5 protein-coding genes are annotated in these 3377 nt (G+C 63.8%); 1 reads left to right on the top strand and 4 read right to left on the bottom strand.

Annotated elements, in window-relative coordinates; all coding sequences use genetic code 11:
- Positions 1-1733: glycosyltransferase (locus Q0K17_RS10980; RefSeq protein ID WP_294542950.1), on the top strand; the 1733-nt coding region annotated here is incomplete at its 5' end.
- 89 nt (positions 1734-1822) lie between these two features.
- On the opposite strand, the gene Q0K17_RS10975 is transcribed toward Q0K17_RS10980, so the two are convergent.
- The 4 genes from Q0K17_RS10975 to Q0K17_RS10960 all read right to left on the bottom strand — a co-directional run.
- The gene (locus Q0K17_RS10975) at positions 1823-2056 is read right to left on the bottom strand and encodes an acyl carrier protein (protein WP_294542949.1); all 234 of its coding nucleotides are present in this window, start codon (positions 2054-2056) and stop codon (positions 1823-1825) included.
- A gap of 179 nt (positions 2057-2235) precedes the next feature.
- Positions 2236-2424, bottom strand: a complete 189-nt coding sequence (locus tag Q0K17_RS10970; protein ID WP_294542948.1) for a hypothetical protein — start codon at positions 2422-2424, stop codon at positions 2236-2238.
- 15 nt (positions 2425-2439) lie between these two features.
- Complete coding sequence (locus Q0K17_RS10965; RefSeq protein ID WP_294542947.1) at positions 2440-2757, bottom strand: hypothetical protein; 318 nt, start codon at positions 2755-2757, stop codon at positions 2440-2442.
- A partial coding sequence (locus Q0K17_RS10960) for a M23 family metallopeptidase (RefSeq protein ID WP_294542946.1) occupies positions 2757-3377 on the bottom strand: 621 nt, incomplete at its 5' end. The genes Q0K17_RS10960 and Q0K17_RS10965, both read right to left, overlap by 1 nt.

Below are 3377 nucleotides of genomic sequence, written 5' to 3'. Positions count from 1 at the left end.
TGCTCTCGTATTTTGCCCGCAGTTACCGCGGCATTCCGGAACCGCTGTACTGCTACAATCTGGGCCGGGGCCTGACCGGACAGACCACCATGACCCTCAACCAGTATGGCAACCATGTGGCCGGTGCCGCCGCTTACGACGCCATTGAGGAATTTCTCAACCGTACCCAATCCCTGTCCCGTCTTGCCCCTCTTCTGGCAGACATGCGCCGGGAAGCCCTGACCGCGCTGGTCTGCCAGTGGTTCTCCCGTCTGCCCGTTGCGGACAGCAGAACCGCTTTCCGAACGCTGGTGGACACCTGGGGTCTCCTGCCGGTGGTGGAAGAGCTGGTCAACCAGTATTGGGACAGCCTGGATGACATTCTGGCCCGCCTGGTGCCTTCCTCTGCGCCCGTGCGGGAGAAGAAAGGAATTCCAGTTCGTACAATAGGTGTTTTTTATTACAGAATGGCAAATGGCGGTGTGGAACGGGTCCTCTCTTACCTGCTGCCTCTGTGGCGCTCCATGGGGTACCGGGTGGTGCTCATGACCGAGCAGCCCCCCTCTCCGGAAGATTATCCCCTGCCGGCGGACCTGGAGCGGGTACAGATCCCCGCCACCGAAAATTCCGCCCGCCGGAGTTATCCTTCCCGGGCCCGGGCATGGAAGGAGACCGTGGAACGGTACGGCATCGACACCGTGGTCTACGCGGCCCACGTCTGCGCCCTGCTCCCCTGGGACCTGCTGGTTCTGAAAGGGCTGGGCTGCAACTGTATCGTGCATTCCCACAGCATCTTCTCCTTCCTGTATTACGAGGCCATGCCCAACCGCTTCACCCTGACCCACGCCTATCGTCTGGCCGACCGGGTGGTGACCCTGGCCCGGGTCTGCAACACCTATTGGGGAAACTTCTGTCCCTCTTTCTACATTCCCAACCCGGTGGGAAAGCTGTGCCCGCCGGAGGAGGTCTCCCGCTGCACCGCTCCCAATCTTTTATGGGTGGGCCGCCTGAGTCCTGAAAAGCAGCCGGCCGATGCGCTGCGGGCCTTTGCCCTGATCCGCCGGCAGATTCCCGAGGCCACCCTGACGGTGGTGGGCACCGGGGAGACCGACGCCCCGCTGGAGGAGCTGCAGACCCTGGCACGGACCCTGCATCTGGAGGATGCTGTCCGGTTTGAAGGGTTCCAGGCCGAGGTGGGCCCGTACTACCGGACCGCCGCGGCCCTGCTGTTCACCTCCCGGTACGAAGGGTTTCCCATGGTTCTGGTGGAGAGCAAAAGCCATGGCGTGCCCATCGTGATGTACGACCTGAGCTACCTGGAAACGGTGCGGGACCAGCGCGGGGTCATTTCCGTTCCCCAGTGCGACGTTTCCCGGCTGGCGGAGGAAACCGTCCGCCTGCTGCGGGACGGGGAATACCGGCAGCGCATGCGTGCAGCGGCACGGCGCAGCGCCGAAGATCTGGCCGCCTTTGATCTGGCCGGGGCCTGGCGGGCGGTGTTCGACAGCCTGGAGACCCCCACCGGGCAGGCCTATGTGGCGCCGGAGGAATCCCGCCTGATGATGAACCTGCTGCTGGACAACGCCCAGTCGGGCAGCCAGGGTGCGGTGCGGTCCCTGGCGGGCGACGAGAAGGCTCTGCGCCTGGTCAACTCCAAGTTCATGCAGATTGCCGATCAGTACTGGTCCCTGACCGACCCTGTAAAAGAAGGGCTCAAACGGGTCCGCAAACGGCTGCGCAGGCGGCTGTCCTGAGTTGCCGTTTCCCCCGGATACAAGAAAAAACGCCGGCTGCCCCAAAGGCAGCCGGCGTATTGTTTTGCTGCGCATCCGGTGCGCCGCTTTTACTCTTCTTCTTCCAGCTCGCGGGCCAGTTTCCAGAGTTCCTCCAGCGTTTCCACTTCCGCCAGCCGTGCTTCGTCCACCTCCACACCGATGGCTTCGCCCAGCTGCCAGGCCAGCTCGATCAGATCCTCCTGATCGGCCCCCAGCTCGGACAGGGTGGTGGCGGGGGACAGTTCACTCTCATCGCAGCTGAACTGTTCCGCCAGAATCTCTTTCAGTTCCTGCTTGGTCATATCGCAGTTTCCCCCATTCCTGCGGCCGCAGACGGGCCGCTTGCTTTCTTTTGCCCTATGATACCCAATCGGCGCCTGCACCGTCAAGAGGAGAAGCCACCTATCCTGTTAGAAATCCCGGGAATTTTCTTGTGCAAACTCGACAAGAGCCCCCGCCGCGCCGCGCTGTACCGTTTGTTTCACCCCTTGCCCTGCCGCTGGCTCTGGGTACCGAAATAGAAGGCCACCACCATGGTGACCACGGTCATCACCGTGTCCGGCTGCAGCGCGCCCTGCAGGGCCAGGACCGCAAACACCCCGATGACCACCAGGGTCACAATGGTCTTGACCTTGACAAGCGCCGCCAGGTTTTTCCAGAATTCTTCCATGCCTTGCCTCCCCCCTCAATCCCCGCCGGAATGGACCGGCAGATTCTCGCATTTTTTCATGATGTGGGTCACGGCGGGGTCGCCGTCCCCCAATGCCATGTAGGGGTCATAGCAGCTGCGCAGCGTCTCCACCCCATAGGGCGGCACCGCCCGCTCCTGGATGTAGTGCAGGCCCAGGTCGATGACCTTGGCCCGCAGCAGCCCCTTCACCCCGTCCCGTATGGCCTTTTCCTCCTTGCGGCCCTGGGTCAGGCGGGCGGCAGCCCAGCCGCCGAAGGCCGTCAGCAGCGGCAGCAGCGCCGTGAGCAGGCCGGAAATCATCTCCATTTCCATCACCCCGCATCTCCGTCCGCCCAGACGGACCGGTACAGGCCCAGCCGGTCCAGCTGTCGGGCCTGACACACCGCCAGGATGGCATCCGCATCCCCCTGGGTCACCGGTCCGATGGTGATGGTCTGCAGCCGTCCCGCCGGCTGCTGCGCCGTGGTCTTTGCCGGACGCTGCACTGCGCTTTCCCCGGGCTGGTAGGTATACACCTGGCTGCCGGCGGTGGTGAAATCCCCGTCCAGCCAGACCAGCGGGTTGCGCCGGGTGCCGCCCAGGATCACCTCAAAATGCAGATGCGCCCCGGATACGTTGCCGGTCTCCCCGGTATACCCGATCAGCTGGCCTTCCCGCACCGTCTGGCCTTTTTCCACGCAGAAGGAGGACAGATGGGCATAGCGGGTCTGCAGGGTGACGCCTTCATAATCCCGGTGCCGGATGCGCACCATGGTGCCGTAGCTTTGCATGCCGGTCCGGGTGTGCCCGTCCCAGGTCTGGGTCTCCTGCACCGTGCCGTCCTCCGCCGCATACACCGGCTTTACCACGCTCCCGCCCTGGTTGGTGCGCAGGTCGATGGCCTCGTGGCGGCTGCCGTCGCTGTAAAAGTATCCCGCCGTCAGCACATGCAG

The organism is uncultured Gemmiger sp. (genome assembly GCA_944388105.1).
Taxonomy (GTDB): Bacteria; Bacillota; Clostridia; order Oscillospirales; family Ruminococcaceae; genus Gemmiger.
The sequence above is the reverse complement of the archived record's forward strand: the minus strand, read 5'-3'. Positions and strand labels throughout refer to the sequence as shown.

Excerpts from the sequence above, each read along its gene's own strand:
- Q0K17_RS10975 (WP_294542949.1), bottom strand. The coding sequence starts at position 2,056 with ATGACCAAGCAGGAACTGAAAGAGATTCTGGCGGAACAGTTCAGCTGC.
- Q0K17_RS10970 (WP_294542948.1), bottom strand. The coding sequence starts at position 2,424 with ATGGAAGAATTCTGGAAAAACCTGGCGGCGCTTGTCAAGGTCAAGACC.
- Q0K17_RS10965 (WP_294542947.1), bottom strand. The coding sequence starts at position 2,757 with ATGGAAATGGAGATGATTTCCGGCCTGCTCACGGCGCTGCTGCCGCTG.